The following is a 23,164-nucleotide window of genomic DNA, read 5'->3' on the forward strand; positions in this document are numbered from 1 at the left end:
TGAAAGTTCCATTTAAAAAGGGTCCATGTTGAGCATGAACCCTTTTTACACGAGCCACTGGATCGGTCAACTGATCCTTAAACGATCGGCATTAACCTGAAGGGTGCTGTTTTTTTATGCAATAGGTAAAAAAACAGTACAAATGTAAGGAAACCGAAAGAGATTCTCTGTTAATATTATTCTTAGCCATTTTATTTTTATTGCCTGCCATCGCTGAGGCTATTTCAGCACGTGCATCCAATAGAAATTGGCTATTCGTTTATTGTGTCCGCCTTTAAGTGAAATACCTGTACGTACAAAAACACAAAATTTTAGTTAAGTTATTTATTAATTAACGGACGTTTATCTTTCGTTGAATATATAAAATGGACAAGGAAAAGTAACATGATGAAATCAGTTTTGGTCCTGTCGGCATTGATTACCGCAGGCACATTAACCGGCTGTGCTACAGAATCTTCGCGTACTCTGGAAGTCCAGAAAGTCGCTTCTTATAACACGCAATATAACGGCCCACGCAGCCCGATTTCAGTCGGTAAATTTGATAACCGTTCCAGCTATATGAGCGGGATTTTCTCCGACGGTGTTGATCGTCTGGGGAATCAGTCTAAAACCATTCTGGTTACCGATCTGCAACAGACCGGCCGCTTCAATGTGTTAGACCGTACCAACATGGCGGAAATTAAAGAAGAAGCAGGTATTAAAGGTCAGGCCCAGACCCTGAAAGGCGCAAACTACGTGATCACCGGTGACGTCACCGAGTTTGGTCGTAAAGAAGTGGGGGACAACCAGCTGTGGGGCATCCTTGGCCGCGGTAAGCAACAAATTGCCTATGCAAAAGTCAGCCTGAACGTGGTGAATGTTCAGACCTCAGAAGTGGTTTATTCCTCTCAGGGCGCAGGCGAATACTCCCTGTCCAACCGCGAAATTATCGGCTTCGGCGGTACTGCAAGCTATGACTCGACGTTAAACGGCAAAGTGCTGGATTTAGCGATTCGTGAAGCAGTGAATAATCTGGTTAACGGTATCGAAAGCGGTGCATGGCGCCCGACTCATTAATAATACGGATATTATAAAATGACCTTAAGCAAAACCCAAAGTACGCTGGCAAAAGGCGGACTTATTACCCTGCTGTTATTATTAGCGGGCTGTTCTCCAAAGGCGGATAAATCGCTCTATAACTGGGACAATTATCAGACAACGGTATACCAGTACTATCAGGGCGATAAAGTTGGCCCTGAGGAGCAAATCGCCTCACTGAAAGAATCGATTGAGAAATCCCGTGCGACGAATAAAGCGGTTCCACCGGGCCTGCACGCCCAGCTGGGATTACTTTATGCCAACACCGGTCATACTGATTTAGCATTTCAGGAATTCAATACTGAAAAAAGGCTGTTCCCTGAATCAGCAACTTACATGGACTTTTTGCTGAAAAATAAAGGGAAAACCAAATGAAGCGTTTATTCGTATTATTGACACTCGCCTTCGCGCTGGTACTGACCGGCTGCGCAAAGAAACCGGGATATGATTACACCGCGTTTAAAGAGAGCAAGCCGAAATCGATTCTGGTACTGCCGCCGGTAAACCATTCACCGGACATCAACGCCAGCCACAGTATGCTTTCCACCGTAACCACGCCGCTGGCGGAAGACGGCTACTATGTTTTCCCGGTTGCCGTGGTGGAAGAAACCTTCAAGCAGAACGGCATGACGTCGGCGGAAGATATCCGTTCAGTCAGCGCGGCGAAGTTACGTGAGATCTTCGGTGCGGACGCTGCGCTTTACATTGATATTACCAGCTATGGCAGCACCTATATGGTGGTTTCCAGCGAAACGCGCGTGACGGCGAATGCCAAACTGGTCGATTTGCGTAATGGCAAAGTGTTATGGACCGGCAACGCCACAGCCTCGGACAATGAAAACAGCAACAATAACGGCGGCATCATCGGAATGTTGGTGCAGGCGGCAGTGAAGCAAATCTCCAGCACCATGTCCGATAAAGGTCATGATATTGCCGGGCTCACCAGCTATCGCCTGCTGAGTGCAACGCAGACTGACAGCCTGCTGTATGGCCCACGTTCACCAGAATATGGCAAAACGGTCACGCGCTAAGCACGCTAAGGTATTGCGCAGTGCACAAAGTAGCCTGTTCAGGCAGCAGACTGCTAATCTGAGCGGCACATAAAAACTACCTTCGGTTTTTTTGTGCCGCTAATTCAATCTTAAAATGTTTATAGCCTTTCAAATGGCAAAAACATCACTCCCCCAGCCTCGGATACGCATCCGCTATCTTATCGCCCGTAAAGTGCGCCACCCACCCTTCCTGATTATCAAATACGCGTATCGCCGTGAACGACGGGGATCCGCCCATATCGAACCAGTGGCGGGTATTCGCAGGAACGGAAATCAGATCGTTCTTCTCACACAGGATCTGGTAAATCTTGCCGTTGAGATGCAGGCAAAACAGCCCGGCACCTTCGACGAAGAAACGCACTTCGTCTTCGCCGTGGGTATGCTCGGAGAGGAATTTGGTGCGCAGTACTTCGCGCTGTTCGTTGTCCGGGCGCATGCTGATGACGTCCCAGCTCTGGTAGCCCTTTTCTGCCACCAGCTTATCGATTTCATGCTGATAGGCGGCAATGACATCCTGCGGCTGCGGATTATCACCTAAATCGCGATCGGCCTGCCAGCGCTCGAAACGCACGTCAATTTTGTTCAGTTCGGTGGCAATAGCGTCACCGTCGCGGCTTTCCCAGACGGGGGCCGAAGGATCCTGGTCACTAAAAATCGTCAATGCACTCATGCTCAACCCTCTTATAAGAATGTTTCTAAGGCTATCTGATCAAAACGATTAACTTGCAGGTGATCGCTGACATCGTCGGCGTCATCGCGGATCAGCTGACAGGTGTGCCAGCCCGCTAAGCGCGCGGCGTCGAGTTCCTGACGGATGTCAGATAAAAACAGTAAATCCTGTGGCGGTAAAATCAGTTGCTCGGCGATATTCTGATACGACTCAGTCTCGCGCTTGGCGCCCACGCGGGTATCGAAATAACCGCTGAACAGCGGCGTTAAATCGCCCGCGTCGCTGTATCCAAACAGCAGTTTTTGCGCATCCACCGAACCGGAAGAATAGACGCAGAGCTTCAGGCCATCTGCATGCCACGCACTCAGCTGCGGCGCGACATCCTCATACAGATGTCCGCGAAAGTCCCCGTTCTCGTAGCCGGTACGCCAGATAATGCCCTGCAACACTTTCAGCGACGTCGATTTCACATCGTTGTCCATATAAGTGAAAAGCTGCTCGATCAGCGCTTCGATGCTGGCCTGTGGCCGGTCGATTTCGGCGCGCAGGCCGTCGAGTGCGGCCGCGACGTCGGGCTGTTCGTGCGCATGACGCAGGAATTCCGCCAGACGCTGGCGGGCATACGGGAATAACACCTGATGCACGAAACGGATGTCGGTGGTGGTGCCTTCAATATCAGTGACGATGGCGCGGATCATTTTGCCTCCAGCAGACGACGTTGCAGTTCACACTGGAACAGGAATTCCAGACCTTCCAGATGGCGACGCGCCTCGGCCACATCTTTGCCCCAGCAGGTCAGCCCGTGGCCGCGCAGCAGAAAACCATACTGCAACGGCGCATGCTCTGTTGAAGCCATAATTTTATCAGCCAGCGCGGGAATTTCCTGGCTGTTGTCAAAAATAGGAATAAGCACCCGATCCAAATGCGTCGTCTGGCCGCTGAGAGATTTCTGCATCTCGTAGCCTTCCAGCACCAGCGTGCCGCTGCGTTCCACCCGCGACAGCACCGTCGAATTTACCGAATGAGTATGCAGCACCGCCCCGATTTGCGGGTCGTGCGCATAGAGCATGGTATGCAGACCGGTTTCCGCCGAAGGACGACGCCCGGCCGGCGCGAGGCCGCTTGCCAGTTCGACCAGCAGGAAATCCTCTGCGATCAGTGAACCCTTGTCTTTGCCCGATTCGGTGATAAGGCAATGTTCCGCGCCCGAACGCACCGACATATTGCCGCCGGTCGCCGGGCTCCAGCCCTTCTGACCAATCCAGTGACAGGCCGCCAGCAGCGCGCCCAGTTGCAAATTTTCTGTCATCGTATTCCTGAAAAACCGTGCGTTGATGGGCTGATTTTGAGGTGAAAATCGCGATATATAAATATTTGATATGTTCTAGACTGAATTGGCATTTAGCCATCTAAGCGTCTTGATTGCCAAATATTAACATCGTGTTATATTGTGAGCAACATCGCTATCTGCACCGGTCCAGGAGTATTGACCCGCCATGAGCACAGCCGCACTGATCCCCGAAAGCAAACTTCCCGCGTTAGGCACCACGATTTTTACTCAGATGAGTGCCCTGGCGCAGAAACATAACGCCATTAATCTCTCGCAGGGTTTTCCTGATTTCGACGGCCCCGGCTATTTACGCGAGCGTCTGGCGTACCACGTCAGTCAGGGGGCGAACCAGTACGCGCCAATGACCGGTACTGCGCCGCTGCGTGAAGCCATTGCCGCGAAAACCGAACAGATTTACGGCTTCAAGCCCGACGCCAATACCGACATCACCATCACCGCCGGTGCCACGGAATCCCTGTACATCGCCATTACGGCGCTGGTGTCGAAAGGTGATGAAGTGATCGCTTTCGACCCAAGCTACGACTGCTACGCCCCTGCGGTGGAACTGGCGGGCGGCGTGATGAAACGTATTCAGCTCCAGCCGCCGGAGTTCAAAGTAAACTGGGCGGAATTCGCCGATCAGGTTACCGACCGTACCAAACTGGTGATCATTAATACTCCGCACAACCCGTCGGCGACCGTCTGGCAAGACAGCGACGTCGAACAGCTCTGGCAGATCATTGCCGACCACCACATTTTTGTACTCAGCGACGAAGTGTACGAGCACATCTGCTTCGCACCGCAAGGCCATGCCAGCGTGCTGCGCCATCCGCAACTGCGTCAGCGCGCTATCGCGGTTTCGTCGTTTGGTAAGACTTACCATATGACCGGCTGGCGCGTCGGCTATTGCATCGCACCGGCGGTCATCAGCGCCGAATTGCGCAAAGTCCATCAGTATCTGACGTTTTCCATCACCACCCCGGTTCAGCTGGCGCTGGCGGATATGCTGCGGGAAGCGCCGGAGCACTGGCAGGAATTACCGGCGTTTTATCAGGCCAAACGCGACCGTCTGGCGCAGGGGCTGGCAAACAGCCGCCTGAAGGTACTGCCGAGTGAGGGAACCTATTTCCTGCTGGTCGATTACAGCGACGTGTCCGATTTAGACGATGTTGCATTCTGCCACTGGCTGACTGAACATGTGGGCGTGGCGGCCATTCCGATGTCGGTATTCTGCGCTGCACCTTTCCCACATAAACTGATCCGGCTGTGCTTCGCCAAACAGGAAGCCACGCTGGACGCGGCTTCGGAGCGCCTGTGTCAACTTTAAAACTGTCCGTACTGCAACAGCCGCTGGTGTGGCTGGACGGCGAGGCCAACCTCGCCCATTTCGACAGCCTGCTCGGGGCGCTGACTGACCGCGACCTGATCGTACTGCCGGAAATGTTTACCACCGGCTTTGCCATGCAGGCACCGGGCAGCGCGCTGCCGCAGTCTCGCGTGGTGCAATGGCTGCAACAGTGGGCGCAAAAACTCAATGCAATGATTGGCGGCAGCGTAGCGCTGAGTACCCCCGACGGCGCCGTGAATCGCTTCCTGCTGGTTGAACCGCAGGGCAAAGTCCATTTTTACGATAAGCGCCACCTGTTCCGCATGGCCGGTGAGCATAACTATTATGTGGCGGGTAAACGCCGTGAAATCGTCGAATGGCGCGGCTGGCGTATCCTGCCGCAGGTCTGCTACGACCTGCGTTTCCCGGTCGCTTCGCGCAATAATCAGGATTACGATCTGGCGCTGTACGTCGCCAACTGGCCTGCCCGTCGCAGCCATCACTGGCAGACGCTGCTCACTGCCCGCGCAATTGAAAATCAGGCTTACGTCGCCGGATGTAACCGCGTCGGCGATGACGCCAACGGCCACCACTACAGCGGCGACAGTCTGATCATCAATCCGCAGGGCGAAGAGATGGCGCGCGCCGAACCGGGTTCAGCGATGATCATTGAGGCCGAGCTGTCGCTCGAAGCATTGCAGGATTACCGCGAAGCCTTCCCCGCATGGCGCGATGCCGATACATTTTTACTGCACGATTAATCCGATCGCAACTCAGCGCTCCATCAGGACGCTGAGCAATTTTTTCACCGCCGGGGATTGCTCAAACCGGCGGTACACCAGCCACAGTTCACTTTCTTTGAGCGGATTTTTCGGCACAATAAATCGCACGCCGGGCAGTTGGATCACCGATACCGACGCCGGAACCAGCCCGACGCCCAGCCCTGCCGCCGCCAGACTGACAATACTGGCGACATCTTTGACCTGCTGTACCACCTGCGGCGAAAAACCCGCCTGACCGCAGGCGTCGCGTACTTCCTGCCCCAGCCCTATGCCCGGTTTATCGTCCATCAGCAGCCATTCATCCTGTGCCAGCGCGGCCAGCGGCAAACTGCTTTCGCCCGCTAGCGGATGCTGATGATGTAAGGCGATCAGCAGCGGTTCGCAACTGAAAAGCTGTTGCTCCAGCCCTGCAGGCAACGGGCCGAAAGGCGCACGGACAATTGCCACGTCCAGAATTTCATCTGCCAGCGCTTTGAAAATATCATCAACCTGATACGGCGACAGGCCGATGGTGACGCGTGGCGCTGCGCGGTGGAACGTATTCAGCCGCTCCGGCAGCAGGCCGTTGAACATCGCGCTGGCCACGTGCCCCATCGCCACCGTTCCCTGCTCACCGCGCGCGGTGCGCTGCGCCTCACGCACGCCGCTTTCGGCAATCTGCAACGCCAGCCGGGCCTTTTGTTCAAAGGCCACACCGGCTTGTGTCAGCGTCAGACGGCGATTGGCGCGCACAAACAGCCGCACATCCAGCCGCTCCTCCAGCGCTTTGATTTGCTGGCTCAGCGCCGGTTGCGCGATCGACAACTTCTCCGCCGCACGGCCCATGTGTAACTCCTGCGCCAGCGTCACGAAATAGCGTAAATGTTTAAAATCCATCTGAGCCTGCCTGCGGAATCGATAAGTAAAATGCATCAATAATAGGTTAATGATGCAATTGATCGGCAGTGGTTAAAAGCTCAAAGTAAGAGCAATTTAGTTACGCTGGAAATCATCATGAAAAATCAGACGTCAGAACCGGCCATGCAGGCCAGCGACATCAATGACTTACGCAGCGCCATTGCGTTATTGAAACAGCACGACGGCCAATACATTGAAACCGATCATATTGTTGACCCCAATGCCGAGCTGGCGGGGGTTTACCGACATATTGGCGCAGGCGGTACGGTGAAGCGCCCGACGCGCATCGGCCCCGCGATGATGTTTAACACTATCAAAGGCTATCCGGGTTCCCGCGTACTGGTTGGCGTTCACGCCAGCCGTCAGCGCGCCGGCATGCTGCTAGGCTGCAAGCCGGAAGATCTGGCCTTTCATATGGGCAAAGCGGTGAAAAACCCGGTCGAACCGGTGAATCTGACCAGCGGATCCGCGCCCTGTCAGGAGCAGATTTTCCTCGCTGAGGATGCGGATTTTGATCTGCGCAAACTGCTGCCAGCCCCGACTAACACGCCGCTCGATGCCGGCCCGTTTTTCTGCCTCGGGCTGGTGCTGGCGAGTGACCCCGAACTGGGGGTCAGCGATGTGACCATCCACCGTTTGTGCGTGCAGGGTAAAGATGAGCTGTCGATGTTTTTAGCCGCCGGGCGTCATATCGAAGTGTTCCGCCAGAAAGCCGAAGCGGCCGGTAGACCGTTGCCGGTCACCATCAACATGGGGCTGGATCCGGCGATTTATATCGGGGCCTGTTTCGAAGCGCCGACCACGCCGTTCGGCTTCGACGAACTTTCCGTCGCAGGTGCGCTGCGTAACCGCCCTGTAGAACTGGTGGATGCCGTTTCCGTGCCGCAAAAATCCATTGCCCGTGCCGAAATTGTGATTGAAGGCGAGCTGATTCCTAACGTCCGCGTGAAAGAAGATCAGCACACGCATACCGGCCACGCGATGCCGGAATTCCCCGGTTACTGCGGAGATGCTCATCCGTCTTTACCGGTGATCAAAGTCAAAGCGGTGACTATGCGCCATCAGGCAATTTTACAAACGCTGGTCGGTCCCGGCGAAGAGCACACCACGCTGGCGGGCATCCCGACCGAAGCGAGTATTTACAATGCGGTAGAAGCCGCCATTCCGGGTTTCCTGCAAAACGTCTATGCCCACACGGCAGGCGGCGGCAAATTTCTGGCTGTCTTGCAGGTAAAAAAACGCACCGCCACTGACGAAGGCCGTCAGGGCCAGGCTGCGCTGATTGCGCTGGCGGTTTATTCGGAACTGAAAAACGTCATTCTGGTGGATGAGGATGTGGATTTGTTCGACAGCAGCGATGTGCTGTGGGCGATGTCTACGCGTTATCAGGGGGATGTCAGCACCACGTTTCTGCCGGGGATCCGCGGGCATCAGCTTGATCCGTCACAAATGCCGGATTACAGCCCGAGCATCCGCGATCGCGGCATAAGCTGTAAAACCATTTTCGACTGCACCGTACCTTTCGCCCTGAAAGACCGCTTCGTCCGCGCGCCGTTCCAGGATGTCGATCCGCGTCCGTTTGCGCCGGAGCTGTTTGATTAACGCGCCAATGTTTCAGCGAACAAACAAAAAAAGCCCCCCGGATTTACTCACCGGCGGGCTTTGATTTATCAGAATATTACCGGGATCAGGCTGTCGGTAACCCCGCCGTCAGCGCATCGATCAACCCCTGATCCAGCACCTGTTGCGGATGCACCTGAATCTCACCGCTGTATAACGGTGGCAGTTTCTGGCAATACGCATCCAGTTCAACCTGGCTAATCGTCGGCACTCCGTACTGGAATGAGTCCGGGTTTTCTGCTGGCAATGCCCCTTCCATCGTCGAACCGTAAGCACCGAGTTCAATCAGGCTGTGCGATGACTCATCCGGGCCATGAGAAAATACAAAAGTCCCGTATTTTGGGTGGCCGAGATAAGGAAGCACTTTTTCATCGCCCTGACTGTTTCGCAGGTTAAATCGCAACTGGGCGTAATTGCGGGTCACCAGCAAAAATGCAGTCTGAATGAGCGAGGCCTTTTCGTTACCGGATAAGCAAAGCAGCAGATTGCCGAAGTAATCGAGAAATGCGACCGAATTCCCCTTACCGCCCTGTGCAATATCGGTATTCGCCGCATCAATCAAGAACGGTGCCAGCCCGGCATCAGGCGCACCACGTGACGGTGCGATATATTGCAGCGCATCCGGGTAGATAGCCTGCAACGCCACCACGATCGGGTCATCTGACGGCAGCTCTTTAATATCTTTCAACTGGTCCGGCGGTAAATCCGAATTGATGCTCTCTTTTACCTGGGTCAGGGTGGCATCGAAAATTGATTCACACAGCGCCAGCGTCTGGACATTAATCACGTCTTCAGTAAAGAACTCGGGCACGTGCGCGGAGCTCGCCGTGCGGGAGAAACAGTTATTTCCATTCACGGCCGGATAGCTGAATGTATCCTGCGCCACCAATGCCAGTTCGGGAGCAAGAGAAGGGAAATCCGCCTGCGTGTCATAGTTGATGCCAGAATAGGTATCGAAAGCCGCGGAAATAACGTTAAACCCGCCAGTAATAATCGAACCGGTACACATACAGCACGGGTCCAGGGAGGTCACAATGGTAATATCAGACGGCGCGGGCATTTCAATACCTTGTGCGATCTGATCATAATACCAGTCGATTAATTGTCTTTCACCGTGAGCAGTCGGGTCATTGGTTTTATTATCAATAACGACGTTATTATGGATTGCATTCAGCACATTACCGCTGGCATCAAGCATCACTCCGCCAACACTGAAAGTATTCTGACAATACGCCAGCATCGCCTGATTCGCTGCGGCAGCAGCGGCGGCTTCGACAGAAGTATACGTTGCTTTAACCGTGGTTGGTTTTTGTGAGTTACAGTTGCAATTACACATAGTAATTTCTTCCATTAGATTAAGAGAATTGATTGAGACTCAATAATTCGTAAAGCGTCGCTGATTAATAACGCCGGAATTAAAGAGACTGCATCGTGACAAGTTAATCTTCATTTAAACAATGGAAGGTGTTGTGCCAGCACTGGCACCGTAATGAGTTATTAAAAAATATTTTACTAGTATCGATATTTAATTTGTTTATTTACAACCTGGATAAATATAATATTTTCATTCACGCTCTGAATTAATCCATTTCAGAGCGTGAATGTAATTAGCTATTCAGGTAATGACCGGAGAAAGTGACGTTTAGATCGCGCCAATATAATCAGACTTCCCAATCTTCACGCCAACGTGACGTAAAATATTGTAGGCCGTAGTGACGTGGAAATAGAAGTTCGGCACGGCGAAGGTAGTGACGTAACTGTGCGCGGTAAAATTGAGTTCGAAGTTTTTGCCTTTCACCACGATCGGACGGGATTCATCCCCTTCCAGCTGCTCCGGTTTTACACTTTCGATGAAGTGCAGGGTTTTGGCGATACGTTCCTGTAACTGCGCAAAAGTAGTTTCCGTGTCTTCCATTGCCGGGGCGGTGAGACCCGCCAGACGGGCGATTGCACCTTTCGACATATCGCTGGTGATCTGCACCTGACGCGCCAGCGGATACATATCTTCTGCCAGACGGGTGTTCAGAATTTCTTCTTCGGATTTGCCATTTTCCTGCGCCCAGGCCGCGCCTTTCTCCAGCAGAGCGGAAAGATTCTGTAAACCACGAACAAACTGTGCCGCCGTGCTGCCATAAAGTGATGCTGACATGATGCTTCCTTAATGAGTGTAGGGTTTAGAACAACCAGCGATAGATTAGCGCGTTATGGTCTTAACAGCGTGACGATTCGTAGTAGTGAAGTGTTACCGGAGATCACTTTTGCGAGCCACCGCGCTCTTTTTGTCAACACATGTAACTACGCCTCTGTGTGGATCAGTTCTTGCATTCAATACCCCCGCAAAAACATCTGACAGAGGACACCTGATGACCATCACCTTTATTGCACACTCCACGCCCGAACCTGCGTTGTACGGCGCGATGGCAGCGATACTTGCTGAATTGCGCGCGTTGCCGCTGTGTCACTTTTCCGTCAGTCATGATGCGCGACGTTTCCCGAATGCCCGTCAGCACGTCACCGCGCAGGGACATTCTCTGACCAGCGGACTGGTGTGGCTTGAGCGTCTGACCGGGCGCGGTGCGGGCGCTGAATCCAGTCTGGAATCGCTGATTTATCGGGCACTTAAAGAGGATGTCGTGGTGCCACTGCGTGAGCCTCTCTGCGCAGAACTGGCCGCCAGAATCACTGCGCATGGCATCGGTATCGAATCATTAACCGTGGTGCGCCATCAGGATAAATTCCAGCTGGAAGACTGCACCACCGGCAAAGTTCGCAGTAACGGCTGGGGGCGCGATGCCTTCGGGCGCTGGGCGTTAGGCTCGGTGTCACAACCGGTGATGCGTGCCGGGAAAACCCTTCGCGTCGCCTTAGTCGGGGATTTTACTGAACAGCGCGACAGCTATCCGGCGATGCTCGCTGCACTGGGAGATGCCGCCGATGCACTGGCAATGAACATCGACGTGGTCTGGGTGACCCCTGCACTGCTCGGCAGCCAGCTGGATTCAACCCTGTTTGACGTCGACGGCATTATTTTGCCGGGCACGACGCTGACCCATAATGACTATCAGGCCGCGCCGCTGGCGACTGCCACGTGGGCGCTGGAGAACCAGACGCCGCTGCTGGGGATCAATCAGGGGATGCATCAGATGGTGACGGCGCTGGGGCAACGGGTGCTCGGTCAGGAACGCGTGGTGATGCAAGGCCCGTCGATGCTTGGCAGCCTGCAAACCGCGCTGCCGCTGAGTGAGTACTCACAACCGCGTCTGGGCAATCATCCGGTGAAAACCTGTGCGGGCAGCCTGCTGGCGAACAAGATGGGCGAGGAATTTACGCTGCGCTATAACCAGCGGCGTTATCTGAATCCGCACATCCTCAGCGAGCTGGAAAGCGCCGGTCTGAGGGTGTCTGGAATGGATGATAGCGGGGAACAGGCGCAGGCGGTGGAACTGATGAATCACCCGTATTTCATCGGCGTTCAGGGGCAGCCGGAACTGATGTCACGCCGCGAGCGCCCGAATCCGCTGTTGATGGCGTTCCTGCAACAGGTCCGTCAGAGCAATCGCGAATGCGACGTCAGCCACGCAGCGCTGACCCAAAGCGTGCGGATCAGGCATCCGCACTTTTCGCTAGGGTGAGATGTGCAGATCAGCTTCCGCGATACGTCGAGTAAGAATAGGGGCTGATCAGCAGCGGCAGGTGGTAGTGATCCTGCCCGCCATCAATCGTTACGTCGATGATCGCCGAACCGTACAGCGTCTCGCGGCCGGTTGCGGCGAAGTAGCCGCCGATATCTGCCCACAGGCGGTAATGGCCTGAATCCACCGCCTCAGGCGTTAATTTTGCCGCACGGCCATCGGCGTCAGTCTGCGTTTCGCTGATTAAGATGACGTTCTGCCCGTCGATTTTCTCCAGCCATACACGGACGCTGGCGGCGGGCTGGCCGAGTGATGTATCAAGAATATGCGTGGTAATTTTAGTCATGACTGAAAATCTCCTTTAAGCGCAGCAGGGTGATTTCTTTGAGTTGCTGCGCAATTTCCTGACTTTCGGTTTCCGGCGAATTCTGTAAACGCCTTTGCAGATTTTCGAGGATCTCCTGCGAGCTGCGGCCTTTAGCGCGGATCAAAAATACCCGGCCAAAGCGCTGCTCGTAACGCAGGTTGCCCACGTGCAACGCATCTATAATCTCCTGATGGCTGATGTTCAGCGTCGCCTGTTCGCCGCGCGACAGCTGTGCTTCTTTGCTGCTGCCGCCTGCCCGTTCACCGATGCGCGGATGCGCCGACAGCGCCTGCGTGATATCTGCCGCCCGCCAGTGCAGGCAGGCCGCCTCAGCGCACTGCATCAGCCGCTCCACAGAAGAATAAGGCCGCGCGTCGCTGACCTGTTTCGCCCAGGCGGGAATATTCACCAGCGGGCGCAGCAGCGCGACGGCTTCGAACTCGGACAGCGCATTAAATTCTCCGAGGGTCACAGATGCCCCTCCCCGAAACTCAGCACCGTATTGATGTACGCCTGCACCGCAAACGCCACGTCACCGGTCGTGACCGATTCGTCCGGATGATGGCTGATGCCGTCTTTGCAACGCACGAACAGCATGCCGACCGGCCAGCATTGGGCGATAGCAATGGCGTCGTGCCCCGCCCCGCTCGGCAAGGACATCGCCTGTCCCTGCAACGGCAAAATGCTTTGATTCAGCCGGTGCTGCAAACCTTCGTCGCACTCCGTCGCGCTGATGCCGTAAAACTGTTCGGCTTCAAATGTCAGCCCCCGACGTTGGGCAATCTCATGGCCTTTCGCCAGCAAAACTTTCAGCAACGCACATAAATCTTCATCGCGCGGCCCGCGGGCGTCGAGAGACAATTTCACCTGCCCCGGAATGACGTTTACCGCGCCCGGCAGACATTCCAGTGTGCCGACGGTCGCGACCAGATTGCGGCCGGTGGCGGCTGTAATACTTTCGATTGCCAACGTCCATTCGGCGGCAGCAGTCAGGGCGTCCTGACGCTGCCCCATCGGCACGGTTCCGGCGTGACCGGCGTGGCCGGTGAACTGGCAGTTCAGGCGGCGTGCGCCGTTGATCGCGGTCACCACACCGAGCGGTACATCGGCCGTTTGCAGGCACGGGCCTTGTTCGATATGACATTCCAGATACGCGCAGAAATCGCTGACGGCGCGCCGGGATGCGCCAATGTGCAGCGATTCCAGCCCGACATTAATCATCGCCTCGGCAACGGAGATCCCCTGCGCGTCCCGGCGTTCGAGCCAGTCGGCGGGCCAGGTGCCGGTCAGTCCGCGACTGCCCAGCAGCGTGATGCCAAACCGCGTGCCCTCTTCATCGCAGAACCCGACGACTTCCACCGCCATCGGTAAACGCATGGCGTTCTGATGCAAATACGACACCACTTCGAGCGCCGTCAGCACGCCAAGCGGGCCGTCGTAGCGCCCCGCGTTACGCACGCTGTCGAGATGCGAGCCGAGCAGCAGCGCAGGCGCAGAAGGATCCAGCCCTTCGTAGCGTCCGCAGATATTGCCGACGCTGTCCTGCCAGACGCGCATCCCGGCGGCGGCCATCCATTCACCCACCTGACGGTTGGCCTGTAAATGTTCCGGCGAGAGATACACCCGGGTCAGCTGACCCGGCATTTCGCTGATGGCGGCCAGTGCATCGCAGCGCGCCATCACCCGTTCAGCCGCTCGCGCCGCGCTTTCGGACACCGCTGCCAGCGTTAAGGCTTCTGCCATTACTGACCTCCTGCGTAATGTTCCCAGGCGGCCTGCGAACCGGCACCGTATTTCGATGCAAACCCCAGACGATGCAGTACGGCTTCCAGCGCCACCAGCGTTTGCAATACGCAGTCTTTGCGGGCGTTGTAGCCCATAGTGCCGATACGCCAGATTTTTCCGGCCAGCGGACCAAAGGAGGTGCCGATCTCAATGCTGAAATCGTTGAGCATCATCTGGCGCACCTGTTCGCCGTGAATGCCCTGCGGGATCACCACGCCAAGCACGTTGTTCATACGGTGATCCAGGTCGCCAAACACTTCCAGCCCCATCCCCTGAATGCCGGCCAGCAGCGCACCACCGTGCAATTTGTGGCGCGCAATGCTGTTATCCAGACCTTCTTCGAGAATGATTCGTGCGCATTCGCGTGAGGCGAACAGCATGCTGGTGGCTTCGGTATGGTGGTTCAGACGTTCCGGCCCCCAGTAATCCATGATCATGCCCAGATCGAAATAGTTGGAATAGATCATCTCCTCGTCGCCGTCGGCGTGATCGGCGGTGCGGATCCCTTCTTCAACACATTTACGGCGGCGGATTTGTTCTTCAAAACGCGGGCTGATGGTGACCGGCGAGCTACCGGACGGGCCGCCGAGGCATTTCTGCAGACCGGCGGACACAGCGTCTAATCCCCACGCATCGGTTTCCATCGGGTTGCCGCCGAATGAAGCTGTGGCGTCCGAATAGAACAGCACGCCATGACGGCGGCAGATCTCGCCGAGCTGTTCCAGCGGCTGCAACATGGTGGTCGAGGTGTCGCCCTGCACGGTCAGCAGCCAGCGGGGTTTAACCGATTTAATCGCATCTTCGATTTGCTGTGGGTCAAACACTTCGCCCCACGGCGCTTCGAGGGTGTGGACTTCCGCGCGGCAACGGCGGGCGATTTCACACAGCAGATGGCCGAAGCGGCCAAACACCGGTACCAGCACTTTGTCACCCGGACGGATGCCGGAAAGCAGCACGGCTTCGATACCGGCGCGCGAGGTACCGTCGATCAGGAAGGTCCACTGGTTTTCGGTTTTGTACAGCGCGCGGTACAGCGCCATCACTTCGTTCATGTAGCCGGTCATGACCGGGTCATATTGCCCGACCAGCTGGCTCGCCATCGCCCGCAGCACGCGCGGGTCAGCGTTGATCGGCCCCGGCCCCATCAGCAGACGGGTTGGCGGGTTGATTTGTCCGAGTGTTTTGATGTCCAGCATAGCGTGTCCTTGTATGAGGTTTATCAGACCGCAGCTTCATTCAGGCCGCGTACCGATGCGATAAATTGTTTTAACTCCGGGGTTTGCGGATTGGCAAACAGCGCCCGGCTTTCGCCCTGTTCCCACACGGTGCCCTGATGCATAAACACCACGCGGTCGCCCACTTCGCGGGCAAAATTCATTTCGTGTGTCACCAGCACCAGCGTCATGCCCTCTTTCGCCAGCTGCTCGAGCACTTTCAACACTTCGCCGACCAGCTCCGGATCGAGCGCCGAGGTGATTTCATCACACAGCAGCACTTTCGGGTTCATCGCCAGCGCACGGGCAATCGCCACGCGTTGCTGCTGGCCACCGGAAAGGTTGGACGGGTAATAATCCATGCGATCCGCCAGTCCGACTTTCGCCAGCATCTGCGCCGCCAGTTCACGGCATTCGGCGGCGGATTTTTTTAACACGCGGCGCGGTGCCAGCATGACATTTTCCAGCGCGGTCATGTGTGGGAAAAGATTGAAACTCTGGAACACCATGCCGACCGAGCGGCTGATGTCACGCGCCTGCGAGTCGCGATCGGTGATGGTCATCCCGCCGAGTTTGATGCTGCCGTCCTGATAGCCTTCCAGCCCGTTCATGCAGCGCAGCAACGTACTTTTCCCGGAACCGCTGCGGCCAATGATGGAGATCACTTCGCCGCTGTCGATATCCAGATCCACGCCTTTGAGGACGTGGTTCTGACCATAAAATTTTTGAACCTGATTGATTGTGATCAGCGGCATTACTGTTTATCTCCACGCAACGATTTTTCTAAATGCTGGCTGTAACGCGACAGCGGATAACACATCAGGAAGTAGCCCAGCGCCACTAATCCGAACACTTTGAACGGCTCAAACGTTACGTTATTGAGCATCGTGCCGGCTTTGGTCAGCTCGACGAAACCAATGATCGATGCCAGCGCGGTGCCTTTCACCACCTGTACGGAAAACCCAACGGTCGGCGCAATCGCGATACGCAGCGCCTGCGGGGCGACCACGCGCCACAGCGTCTGACCAAAATTCAGGCCGAGGCAGCGTGAGGCTTCCCATTGGCCTTTTGGCAGTGCGGCGATGCTGCCGCTCCAAATATCCACCAGATAGGCGCTGGTATATAAGGTCAGCGCCAGCGCCGCCGCGGTCCACGGGCTGACGTTGATGCCGAACAAACCCAGGCCGAAGAACGCCAGAAATAGCTGCATCAGCAGCGGCGTACCCTGAAACAGCTCGGAATATAAACGCACAAACAATGACGGCCAGCGGCGTTTGGTCAGGCGCATCAGCAACAGTGGCAAGGTGACCAGCGTGCCGCCGATGAACGCGGTCAGCGAGAGCAGGATTGTCCATCGCGCCGCCAGCAGCAGATTGCGCACAATGTCCCAGTCGGAGAACGTCATCATCAGTTTTCACTCCCAAAGAAGCGGCGTCCGGCCAGCAGCAATAACTGACGCATCGCAACCGACAGTAATAAATAGAACAGCGTGGTGACCAGATACACTTCAAAACTGAGGAAGGTGCGCGACTGAATTAAGTTCGCAGCGAACGTCAGTTCTTCGTAAGACACCTGAGAAACCACAGAGGAGCCGAGCATCACGATAATGCACTGGCTGACCAGCGACGGATAAATGCGTTTGAGCGACGGCGGCAAAACAATACGCAGAAACGTCTGGCTGCGGCTCAGCCCCAGCACACGCCCCGCTTCCCACTGGCCTTTCGGCGTCACCTGAATACCGGCGCGGATAATTTCGGTGCTGTACGCGCCGAGGTTAATCAGCATCGCCAGCAACGCGGCCTCGCCTGCGGTCATTTTCAAACCGATGGCCGGCAGACCAAATACGATGAAAAACAGCTGTACGACAAACGGCGTATTACGGATGGCTTCGACGTAAACACCCCACGCAGCGCGCAGGGTTTTATGATTGCCGCAGCGAATGGCCGCGCCGCAAATCCCGATCGCGACGCCGCCAATCGTTGCCATCACCGTCAGCTCAATGGTGGTCCATAAACCGGCCAACAGCTCCGGCATGTACGGCCACAGCGCGCTAAAGTTAAGCTGATAGGTCATGAAAGATCCTCGTCAAACGACTGATTACGCGCCGATGGAAGCCGGCAGCGGAGCCTTCATCCATTTTTCGGACAACGTGTTCAGCGTCTTATCTTTCACGCCTTCGGCAATCAGTGCGTTCACTTTATCTTTCAGCGCCGGTTCGTCTTTACGCAGGCCGACGTAACACGGTGAATCTTTCAACATCACTTTGGATTCAGGCGCTTTGGCCGGGTTCATGCGAGCAATCGCCGCGACGACCAGGTTGCCGGTTGCGATGTATTCCACCTGACCGGACAGGTACGCCGACAGCGTGGTGTTGTTATCTTCGTAACGCTGAATTTTGGCATCTTTCGGTGCCACATCAGTCAGCGCCAGATCTTCCACCGCACCACGGGTTACGCCGATGGTTTTACCAGAAAGCGCGCTCAGATCTGCCAGCTTGTCGCCCTTCGCGCCAAATACGCCGAGGAAGAACGGTGCATAAGCGTTGCTGAAATCGATGACTTTCTCACGTTCGGCGTTCTTCCCGAGGCTGGAGATCACCAGATCCACTTTATCGGTTTGCAAATAAGGCACGCGGTTGGCGCTGGTAACCGGCACCAGTTGCAACTTAAGTTTCATCTTATCGGCCAGATACTGCGCCATGTCGATGTCATACCCTTCCGGCTGCAAATCCTTGCCCACCGAACCAAACGGCGGGAAATCCTGCGGTACTGCCACGCGCAGCACGCCGCGTTTTTGAATATCCTGCAACTGATCGGCCATCACGCTGGATGCCTGAAGAACCAGCATTGCAGCACCTGCCCACGCCAACAGCCGTTTGTTCATGTTCATAGATTATCTCCGGTGAAAGGTTTTTGGAACGATAGATTCTTATAAACATGACTCTGCAACGAATGTGCCAAAAGCGATTCAACCGAAGAAATGTGCGCGAAGTCACGGTATGACAAGGAATTATGAGGAATGGAAACTTTTCATGGCCGCGTTTTTTGCCTTGCGGCAGGGCAAAAAACGCTAAGCGGATAAATGCCGGCGCACCTTAACTGTGCAAAGGCACCAAAAAAGCGCCCTGTTTGAACCGGGATCGGCAATCAGCGCTGTTCGAGTTCGTCGAGATCGCTGTACAGATCGTTTATCTGATGAATTCGCTGACGGCCGGAGGCCAGCATCTCATGCAGCAACGCGTTGCTGAGTAAGTTGGCCAGACTCATCGCCGACGAATAGCTGTCGAAGGCCGATACGCTGTCGAGCGGCGTCGCCAGATGCCAGGTCGCCAGCGGGGTCAGCGTCTGTGCCTGCGGCTCGCAGATAAGCAGCACCGGTACGCCCAGCGTCTGTAACTGCGTGAGGATCGCCTTCGCCATGCGTGGTCTGCGGCGGAACGCGACGAAAATCACCACGTCCTGCGCGGTCAGATCCGCCAGCTCTTCCGCCAGCGTCTGCCCCGGCTGCGGCATCATCACCACGCCCGGACGCACCTGAATCAGCTGCTGGCGCAGGTGCAGCGCCACCGGATAGCTGTTGCGAAAGCCCAGCAGACGCACCTGTCGCGCCTGACTCAGCGCGGCGGTCAGCGCGCTGAACTGCGCGGCGTCGATCTGGTTAATCCACTGCGTCAGGTTGGCCATTTCCTGCTTATAGTGCCGGGACAACAGCGTGTTGCCCTGCACCGCATCGCGGCTGTCGGTCAGCGGCATTCCGCTCTGGCGCAGCGTGCGCATTTCATCGCGCATGTTGCGATAGCTCGGGTAACCGAGCCGCTTAAACAGGCGGCTTACCGTCGCCTTCGACACCCCGCTAAGCCGCGCCAGCTCTGCGCTATTGTAGCTCATCAGGTCATCAATGCTGGCGAGGATAAAATCGGCTACGCGTTGTTCCTGCGGCGTCAGTGCCGGGTAATGGTCGCGCAGACGCTCGTCAATTTGTTTCATGTCCGACCCTTTTGTAACGGAAGTTTCAGTCAATGGCGGAACATACCATGCACTATGCTTGCCAATGCAAGCGAATTTATCCGTGAACCTGGTGGGATCCTGCGGATGTGGAACACCTCTTGCTTAACTTAATGACATCGCGCCCTCTTCCCCTGCACGCGCGGCTGATATCAGCACATAAGAAAAGACACGCAACAAAGGACATCGCATGATTAACAGTAACAGCGCGCCGTTAGGTATGGCGGTCACGCCTCATCATCTGGCGAGCCAGAGCGCGCTTGCGGTATTACGCGAAGGCGGCAATGCCATTGAAGCCATGGTGGCCGCCGCCGCGACCATCGCCGTGGTCTATCCGCACATGAACGGCCTCGGCGGCGACGGCTTCTGGCTGATTGTGCCGCCACAGGGTAATCCTGTCGCCATTGACGCCAGCGGCGCAGCCGGATCGCTCGCTTCTCTCGATTTCTATGCCGGTGAAACGCACATTCCGCACCGTGGCCCGAAATCTGCACTGACCGTGGCAGGCACCGTCGGCGGCTGGCAGGAAGCGCTTAACGTTTCCGCTGAATTTGGCGGCGAGCAAAAACCGCTGTCGCGCCTGCTGCGTGACGCGATCCGTTACGCCTCAGACGGCATTCCGCTGACCGCCTCGCAGGAGGCCGCCACCCGTGCCAAACAGCACGAACTCAAAGACATCCGATCCTTCACCGACGTATTTCTGCCCAACGGCGAAGTGCCACGCGCCGGAAACCGTTTTACCCAGCCGCAGCTGGCGCAGACCTTATCGATGCTGTGCGAAGACGGGCTGGAAAGTTTCTACCGTGGCGAGCTGGCTGACAGCATGGCCGCCGACATGGAAAAGCTCGGTATGCCGGTCACCCGCGCCGATCTCGCGGCCTACAAACCGCAGCGCCGCACGCCCTTGCGCCTCAGGCACAGCAAAGGGGAAATCTACAACCTGACGCCGCCGACGCAGGGTCTGGTCTCGCTGGCGATCCTCGGTCTGACCGATCGTCTGCCGCTTGAAGGCATGGACGAAATCGCCACCATTCACAGCATCGTCGAAGCCACCAAACTGGCGTTCGGCCTGCGCGACCGTTTCATCACCGATCCGCGCATGATGACGCAGGACGCCCAAAGCCTGCTTGATCCGCAGTACCTCGACGCTCTCGCCACCCGCATCAAACCCCACAGCGCCGCCGAATGGGGCAAGGGCAAAGGGCCGGGCGATACCGTCTGGATGGGCGTAATGGACAGCAGCGGGCTGGCGGTCTCCTTCATTCAGAGCATTTATCACGAATTTGGCAGCGGCGTGGTGCTGCCGGAGAGCGGCGTCCTGTGGCAAAACCGCGGTGCCTCGTTCAGCCTCGACCCGGAACATCTGCTGGCGCTCGCGCCGGGCAAACAACCGTTCCATACGCTCAACCCGGCCGCCGCCCGTTTATACGATGGTCGCACGATGGTGTATGGCTCGATGGGCGGTGACGGCCAGCCGCAAACGCAGGCCGCAGTGTTCATCCGTCACGTGGTGCAGGGGCAATCCTTACAACAGGCGATCAGCGGCCCGCGCTGGCTGCTCGGCCGCACCTGGGGCGAAAGCTCCGACTCACTGAAACTGGAAGGCCGTTTCGAATATCCGACGCTCGCCGGGCTGCGCCAGCGCGGTCACGACGTCGAGCTGTTACCGGATTTCAGTGAAGCCGTCGGCCATGCGGGCGCAATTGTGCGCCACACCAACGGCATGTTTGAAGGCGCGTCCGACCCGCGCAGCAACGGCAGCGCTGCCGGTTTTTGATAAGGAGAAAACACCATGAAAAACACACCTGTTGCGACCGACTGGGCCGCTTATGTCCGCCAGATGGAATCCGTTCTGGCGCTGGAACTCGACGAAGCACGTCGTCAGGAATTACTGGTGCAATTCAGCCGCATCGCGCAGATGGCGCAACCGCTGATGGATTTACCGCTCGACCCGCGTCTGGAAATCGCCGGGGTATACAGAGCATGAAATCGTTGGAAAATTTCACCATCAGCCAGTTGCATCTGGCGATTGCGCAGGGCGACATCTCCGCCAGCGAAGTCGCCACCATTACGCTCGACGCCGTCGACCAGGCCAATCCGGTGATCAACGCGTACACCCACATCACCCGCGAACGGATGTTGAGCGAAGCCGCGAAAGTCGATAAAACCCGCGCCAGCGGTGCGACGTTACCGCCGCTGGCCGGGATTCCCTATGCGGTGAAAAACCTGCTGGACGTCACGGGCGAAGTCACCCTGGCCGGTGCCAGCCTCAACAGCAGCAACGCCGCCGCGCGGCACGACGCATGGACTATTTCACGGCTGGCCGCACAGGGCGCGACGCTGTCCGGCATGCTGAACATGGACGCCTACGCCTACGGTTTCACCACCGAAAACAGCCACTATGGCGCGACGCGCAACCCGCGCGATCTGTCCCGCGTCGCAGGCGGATCCTCCGGCGGTTCGGCGGCTGCGGTCGCTGCCGGTCTGGTGCATTTCACGCTTGGCAGCGACACCAACGGATCCATCCGCGTGCCCGCCTCGCTCTCGGGCATTCTCGGCCTGAAACCGACGTTCGGGCGGATCTCCCGCAGCGGCAGCCAGCCGTTTGTCGCCAGCCTCGATCATCTCGGGCCCCTGGCGCGTTGCAGCGAAGATCTTTCTCAGGTCTACGACGCCATTCAGGGCACCGATCCGCAGGATCATTTTCAGGCAGATAAGCCTAACACCGAGACATTTTCCCAGTTAAAACGCGGGCAGCAGGGTTTACGCACCGCTGTTCTCGGTGGCTATTTTTCGACATGGTGCGACGAGCACGCCAAAGCCGCCGTGCTGAAGGTAGCGCAGGCGCTGGAGGCTCATGAAGAGATCGAGATCCCTCAGGCCGAACTGGCGCGCTCTGCGGCGTTTATCATCAGCGCGTCGGAAGGCGGCAATCAGTATTTGCCAAAACTGCGAGCGATCCCGGATCAGTTTGAGCCGCTTTCCCGCGAGCGATTGCTGGCAGGAGCGATGATCCCGGCGGCGTGGTACGTGCAGGCGCAACGTTTCCGTCATCAGTTTCAGCAACAGGTGTTGCCATTGTTCGACCATTGGGACATCTTGATTGCGCCAGCCACGCCGTGTCCGGCGACCTTAATCGGTCAGGAAACGATCCACATCAACGGTCTGGACCTGCCAACACGCGCCAGTATGGGCATGCTGACGCAGCCGATTTCGTTCCTTGGCCTGCCGGTGGTGACCGTTCCAGTGACCACCGCGACGGGTTTGCCGATAGGATTACAACTGATAGCACCGCCGTGGCGGGAAGATCTGTGCCTGCGCGCCGCGTGGGCGCTCGAGCTTCAAGGCATCGTGAAAGTCAGCAGTTCTTCGGTGATCTAAAATTACCGTTTTCCAGGGTGAAGAGA

25 protein-coding genes are annotated in these 23,164 nt (G+C 56.5%); 10 read left to right on the forward strand and 15 right to left on the reverse strand.

Annotated elements, in window-relative coordinates; genetic code table 11:
• Positions 1–384: 384 nt before the first annotated feature.
• Genes AC0Z7K_RS22490 through AC0Z7K_RS22500 form a run of 3 tightly spaced genes read left to right on the forward strand, consistent with a single transcriptional unit; the run spans position 385 to position 2,108 of the window.
• Positions 385–1,056 (forward strand): CsgG/HfaB family protein, encoded by a 672-nt coding sequence (locus AC0Z7K_RS22490; RefSeq protein WP_112164746.1) that lies wholly within the window; start codon positions 385–387, stop codon positions 1,054–1,056.
• 18 nt (positions 1,057–1,074) lie between these two features.
• Positions 1,075–1,452: a DUF4810 domain-containing protein gene (locus AC0Z7K_RS22495; RefSeq protein ID WP_413529067.1), complete on the forward strand. Its 378-nt coding sequence runs from the start codon at positions 1,075–1,077 to the stop codon at positions 1,450–1,452.
• Positions 1,449–2,108: a DUF799 domain-containing protein gene (locus tag AC0Z7K_RS22500; RefSeq protein WP_485616029.1), complete on the forward strand. Its 660-nt coding sequence runs from the start codon at positions 1,449–1,451 to the stop codon at positions 2,106–2,108. Before AC0Z7K_RS22495 ends, AC0Z7K_RS22500 begins: the two co-directional genes overlap by 4 nt.
• A gap of 145 nt (positions 2,109–2,253) precedes the next feature.
• On the opposite strand, the gene AC0Z7K_RS22505 is transcribed toward AC0Z7K_RS22500, so the two are convergent.
• Genes AC0Z7K_RS22505 through AC0Z7K_RS22515 form a run of 3 tightly spaced genes read right to left on the reverse strand, consistent with a single transcriptional unit; the run spans position 2,254 to position 4,108 of the window.
• On the reverse strand, positions 2,254–2,799 hold the full coding sequence (locus AC0Z7K_RS22505; protein ID WP_485616030.1) for a 1,2-dihydroxy-3-keto-5-methylthiopentene dioxygenase: 546 nt from the start codon (positions 2,797–2,799) through the stop codon (positions 2,254–2,256).
• Between the two features lie 11 nt (positions 2,800–2,810).
• A complete protein-coding gene (mtnC, locus tag AC0Z7K_RS22510; RefSeq protein ID WP_485616031.1) occupies positions 2,811–3,497 on the reverse strand; it encodes an acireductone synthase in 687 nt (228 codons plus the stop codon).
• On the reverse strand, positions 3,494–4,108 hold the full coding sequence (locus tag AC0Z7K_RS22515; protein WP_485616032.1) for a methylthioribulose 1-phosphate dehydratase: 615 nt from the start codon (positions 4,106–4,108) through the stop codon (positions 3,494–3,496). Before AC0Z7K_RS22515 ends, mtnC begins: the two co-directional genes overlap by 4 nt.
• Before the next feature lie 187 nt (positions 4,109–4,295).
• Between AC0Z7K_RS22515 and AC0Z7K_RS22520 the strand changes: the two genes are divergently transcribed.
• Positions 4,296–5,456, forward strand: a complete 1,161-nt coding sequence (locus AC0Z7K_RS22520; RefSeq protein WP_485616033.1) for a pyridoxal phosphate-dependent aminotransferase — start codon at positions 4,296–4,298, stop codon at positions 5,454–5,456.
• Complete coding sequence (locus tag AC0Z7K_RS22525; protein ID WP_485616034.1) at positions 5,444–6,217, forward strand: amidohydrolase; 774 nt, start codon at positions 5,444–5,446, stop codon at positions 6,215–6,217. The genes AC0Z7K_RS22520 and AC0Z7K_RS22525 overlap by 13 nt, the downstream gene beginning before the upstream one ends.
• Before the next feature lie 12 nt (positions 6,218–6,229).
• Here the strand turns inward: AC0Z7K_RS22525 and AC0Z7K_RS22530 are convergent, their stop codons facing one another.
• Entirely contained in the window at positions 6,230–7,114 is an 885-nt protein-coding gene (locus AC0Z7K_RS22530; protein WP_485616035.1) for a LysR substrate-binding domain-containing protein, read from the reverse strand.
• Between the two features lie 144 nt (positions 7,115–7,258).
• Here AC0Z7K_RS22530 and AC0Z7K_RS22535 point away from each other — a divergent pair, with 144 nt between their 5' ends.
• On the forward strand, positions 7,259–8,737 hold the full coding sequence (locus AC0Z7K_RS22535; RefSeq protein WP_485616071.1) for a UbiD family decarboxylase: 1,479 nt from the start codon (positions 7,259–7,261) through the stop codon (positions 8,735–8,737).
• A gap of 85 nt (positions 8,738–8,822) precedes the next feature.
• On the opposite strand, the gene AC0Z7K_RS22540 is transcribed toward AC0Z7K_RS22535, so the two are convergent.
• Both AC0Z7K_RS22540 and AC0Z7K_RS22545 read right to left on the reverse strand, forming a co-directional pair.
• Positions 8,823–10,091 carry a nucleoside deaminase gene (locus AC0Z7K_RS22540; protein ID WP_485616036.1) on the reverse strand — a complete coding sequence of 423 codons (1,269 nt, stop codon included), beginning with the start codon at positions 10,089–10,091 and terminating at the stop codon, positions 8,823–8,825.
• Positions 10,092–10,397: 306 nt separating this feature from the next.
• The gene (locus AC0Z7K_RS22545; protein ID WP_413529059.1) at positions 10,398–10,904 is read right to left on the reverse strand and encodes a DUF1993 domain-containing protein; all 507 of its coding nucleotides are present in this window, start codon (positions 10,902–10,904) and stop codon (positions 10,398–10,400) included.
• 214 nt (positions 10,905–11,118) lie between these two features.
• Between AC0Z7K_RS22545 and AC0Z7K_RS22550 the strand changes: the two genes are divergently transcribed.
• Entirely contained in the window at positions 11,119–12,387 is a 1,269-nt protein-coding gene (locus tag AC0Z7K_RS22550; protein ID WP_485616037.1) for a glutamine amidotransferase-related protein, read from the forward strand.
• Positions 12,388–12,397: 10 nt separating this feature from the next.
• Here the strand turns inward: AC0Z7K_RS22550 and uraH are convergent, their stop codons facing one another.
• The 9 genes from uraH to AC0Z7K_RS22595 all read right to left on the reverse strand — a co-directional run bounded on the left by uraH (position 12,398) and on the right by AC0Z7K_RS22595 (position 19,739).
• A complete protein-coding gene (gene uraH / locus AC0Z7K_RS22555) occupies positions 12,398–12,733 on the reverse strand; it encodes a hydroxyisourate hydrolase (protein ID WP_413529057.1) in 336 nt (111 codons plus the stop codon).
• Complete coding sequence (uraD, locus tag AC0Z7K_RS22560; RefSeq protein ID WP_485616038.1) at positions 12,726–13,226, reverse strand: 2-oxo-4-hydroxy-4-carboxy-5-ureidoimidazoline decarboxylase; 501 nt, start codon at positions 13,224–13,226, stop codon at positions 12,726–12,728. The genes uraH and uraD overlap by 8 nt, the downstream gene beginning before the upstream one ends.
• Complete coding sequence (hpxK, locus tag AC0Z7K_RS22565; protein ID WP_485616039.1) at positions 13,223–14,497, reverse strand: allantoate amidohydrolase; 1,275 nt, start codon at positions 14,495–14,497, stop codon at positions 13,223–13,225. Before hpxK ends, uraD begins: the two co-directional genes overlap by 4 nt.
• On the reverse strand, positions 14,497–15,735 hold the full coding sequence (locus tag AC0Z7K_RS22570) for a pyridoxal-phosphate-dependent aminotransferase family protein (RefSeq protein ID WP_485616040.1): 1,239 nt from the start codon (positions 15,733–15,735) through the stop codon (positions 14,497–14,499). The genes hpxK and AC0Z7K_RS22570 overlap by 1 nt, the downstream gene beginning before the upstream one ends.
• A 23-nt stretch (positions 15,736–15,758) precedes the next feature.
• A complete protein-coding gene (locus tag AC0Z7K_RS22575) occupies positions 15,759–16,508 on the reverse strand; it encodes an amino acid ABC transporter ATP-binding protein (RefSeq protein ID WP_112164727.1) in 750 nt (249 codons plus the stop codon).
• Positions 16,508–17,161, reverse strand: coding sequence for an ABC transporter permease subunit (locus tag AC0Z7K_RS22580; protein ID WP_167457517.1), 654 nt, complete (start codon positions 17,159–17,161; stop codon positions 16,508–16,510). The genes AC0Z7K_RS22575 and AC0Z7K_RS22580 overlap by 1 nt, the downstream gene beginning before the upstream one ends.
• Positions 17,161–17,826 (reverse strand): amino acid ABC transporter permease, encoded by a 666-nt coding sequence (locus tag AC0Z7K_RS22585; protein WP_413529055.1) that lies wholly within the window; start codon positions 17,824–17,826, stop codon positions 17,161–17,163. The genes AC0Z7K_RS22580 and AC0Z7K_RS22585 overlap by 1 nt, the downstream gene beginning before the upstream one ends.
• A 24-nt stretch (positions 17,827–17,850) precedes the next feature.
• Positions 17,851–18,636, reverse strand: a complete 786-nt coding sequence (locus AC0Z7K_RS22590) for a transporter substrate-binding domain-containing protein (protein ID WP_485616072.1) — start codon at positions 18,634–18,636, stop codon at positions 17,851–17,853.
• Positions 18,637–18,899: 263 nt separating this feature from the next.
• Positions 18,900–19,739 (reverse strand): MurR/RpiR family transcriptional regulator, encoded by an 840-nt coding sequence (locus tag AC0Z7K_RS22595; protein WP_485616041.1) that lies wholly within the window; start codon positions 19,737–19,739, stop codon positions 18,900–18,902.
• A 208-nt stretch (positions 19,740–19,947) separates the two neighbouring features.
• Between AC0Z7K_RS22595 and AC0Z7K_RS22600 the strand changes: the two genes are divergently transcribed.
• Genes AC0Z7K_RS22600 through AC0Z7K_RS22610 form a run of 3 tightly spaced genes read left to right on the forward strand, consistent with a single transcriptional unit; the run spans position 19,948 to position 23,138 of the window.
• Positions 19,948–21,534, forward strand: coding sequence for a gamma-glutamyltransferase family protein (locus AC0Z7K_RS22600; RefSeq protein ID WP_485616042.1), 1,587 nt, complete (start codon positions 19,948–19,950; stop codon positions 21,532–21,534).
• A gap of 15 nt (positions 21,535–21,549) precedes the next feature.
• Positions 21,550–21,744 carry an oxalurate catabolism protein HpxX gene (gene hpxX, locus AC0Z7K_RS22605; RefSeq protein WP_485616043.1) on the forward strand — a complete coding sequence of 65 codons (195 nt, stop codon included), beginning with the start codon at positions 21,550–21,552 and terminating at the stop codon, positions 21,742–21,744.
• A complete protein-coding gene (locus tag AC0Z7K_RS22610; RefSeq protein WP_485616044.1) occupies positions 21,741–23,138 on the forward strand; it encodes an AtzE family amidohydrolase in 1,398 nt (465 codons plus the stop codon). Before hpxX ends, AC0Z7K_RS22610 begins: the two co-directional genes overlap by 4 nt.
• Positions 23,139–23,164: the final 26 nt, after the last annotated feature.

This window comes from Rahnella sp. 1L-D-7-B-C2 (genome assembly GCF_057290995.1).